The 2,235-nt window shown below is 68.1% G+C and carries 1 protein-coding gene; it reads right to left on the reverse strand.

Annotation, left to right across the window (positions count from 1 at the left end):
- Positions 1-2,087, reverse strand: a 2,087-nt coding sequence (locus ACIBJF_RS53045) for a cytochrome P450 (protein WP_399185058.1), incomplete at its 3' end; no start/stop codon positions are given.
- Between the last annotated feature and the right edge of the window lie 148 nt (positions 2,088-2,235).

Consider the following 2,235-nt stretch of genomic DNA (forward strand, 5'->3'; position numbering starts at 1 on the left):
GGCGGCTCGATCTGGAAGTCCCACAGCCCGGTCGCGTCGGCCACGAGCTCCTCGTTGGCCACCACGGTCAGCGGGTACGCCTGCTCGGAGACGATCGCGGGGCGCACGTCGGACTCGGTGAGCAGCTGGACCTCGTAGCGCGGGCCGCTTGCCTGGGAGGTGTCGGCGGCGTACTCCTCGGCCAGGGTGGCCCACAGGTTGTCCATCCAGCGACTGGCCATGCCGTCGAAGTCACCGGCGGCGTCCGCGATACCGCGCTCGACGATGGGGGTGGCGCCGGCGGCCAGCAGACCCTCCTCGATCCGCTTGGGGAATGCCTGGTAGGTGGCCACCCATTGGGTGTTGCCGGCGCCCAGCAGCGCGAACCGCACGTTCGACAGAGAGCCCTCGGGCAGCCCGGCGGCGAGCAGGTCGTCGAAGCGCTGGGCGTTGTCGGGAGCCTTGCCGTTGTAGCTGGAGGCGACGACGACGAGCAGGCCCTCGGTGGGCAGGTTGTCGCCCAGCTCGTCCAGGCCGACCAGGGTGGTGCCGAACCCGGAGCGCTCACCGCGGTCGGCGATGGTGCGCGCCAGGTCCTCGCAGGAGCCGAGGCTGGAGCCGTACGCCACCGTCAGGTTCACACCCACACCGCTGACCGCGGCCTGGGCCTGGGTGTCGCCGGTCTGCAGGTCCACGGCGCCCAAGACTTTCCGCTCGTGCTCCTTGCGGGCCCGCACGACGAGGTTGAAGTCGCCGGGCTTGCGCGTCAGCGCCTCCCGCGCGTCCATCTTGTAGTCGCTGGTGTCGGAGAACTTGAACTTCTGCAGCACCAGTGCGAGGGCCAGGCGGGCCTCGGTGAGCGCGAACTGCCGGCCGATGCAGGCACGCACACCGTTGCCGAACGGCTTGTAGGCGTGCGGGTGCTGCTGGGCGCGGTTCTCCGGCAGCCACCGGTCGATGTCGAACTCGTCCGGCCGCTCCCACGCCCCGGGATGGGTGTGCAGCGGGCCCTCGAGGATGAGGACCTTCGTGCCCTTCTTCAGCTCGTAGCGGCCGCCGATGACGGTGTCCTCCCGCGCCGTCTTGCCGAACAGCGGGATGGGAGCCCACAGGCGGAGGGTCTCGTCCAGGATCCGCGGGATGACGTCCAGCTGCATGATCGTGTCGTAGTCCGGGACGGTGTCGCCCGGCATCAGGCGGTCGACCTCGGCGTAGGCCTGGGCCAGGACGTGCGGGTTGCGCATCAGCGAGTAGGTGGCGAAGGACAGCAGGCCGCTGGTGGTCTCGTGGCCGGCGATCAGGAACGTCAGCACCTGGTCGCGGACGTTGTCGTCGGTCAGCAGCTTGCCGGTCTCCGGGTCGGTGGCCTCCAGCATCAGGCCCAGCAGGTCCTCCTCACCGGTGCCCTTCCCATCGCGGCGCTCCTTGATCACGCTCTCGACCAGGTCCCGCATCTGCTGGATGTTCTCGCGGTACTTCTTGTCGTCCGCCTTGCGGAGCTTGGTCATCATCGGCAGCTCCTGCGAGCGCCGCAGCGACTCGATCAGCGCGCCCAGCAGCGCGTTGAGGAAGGGGTGCAGCTCCTCCTTGTCGAAGGACTTGAACCGGTAGCCGAACCCCGACAGGGCGATGGTGTCCAGCGTCAGGCGGGTGTAGTCGTCGGTGATGTTGACCGGCTGACCCTCCCGGCGCTCCCACTTGCCCACCAGGTTCTCGGCGATCTCCAGCATCTGCCCGAAGTACGCCTTCATGGCCCGCTGGCTGAACGCCGGCAGCAGGACACGGTGCGCCATGGCCCATTCCTCCTCGTGCTGGTGGGCCGTGAACAGGCCCGCCCCCGCGAAGTCCCGAACATGGCTCAGCGGCGTCTTTTCGATCTGCTTGAAGAACCGGGTCTCGTCGCAGACCTCGGCCACCAGGTCCGGGTCGTAGACGAAGACCTGCTCGATGCCGGCGATGTCCAAGCTGAAGATGCCCTCGGGGAACTGCTTGGACAGCTCAGCGAAGTAGGCGAACGGGTTGGTGCCGGGGACCTGCGTCGTGTGGCCGAGGAGGGGGATCCCGCGCGGGGACCGGACGGGGCGAAGGTCGTTCGCGTGCGTGGTCATGGCTTGCTCCTTTGTGCGGAGAGAGGGGAAGGGCAAGGGCGCCGGTCGTGGCCGCCGTGCAACACGGAACCGTACGTCGTATGGAAGTGATACCATACTAAGTATGGAAAACGCGAAGCGCACCCCCCGGGGAACCAAAAAGAGAGAC

Source organism: Streptomyces sp. NPDC050743 (genome assembly GCF_044456925.1).
GTDB lineage: Bacteria > Actinomycetota > Actinomycetes > Streptomycetales > Streptomycetaceae > Streptomyces.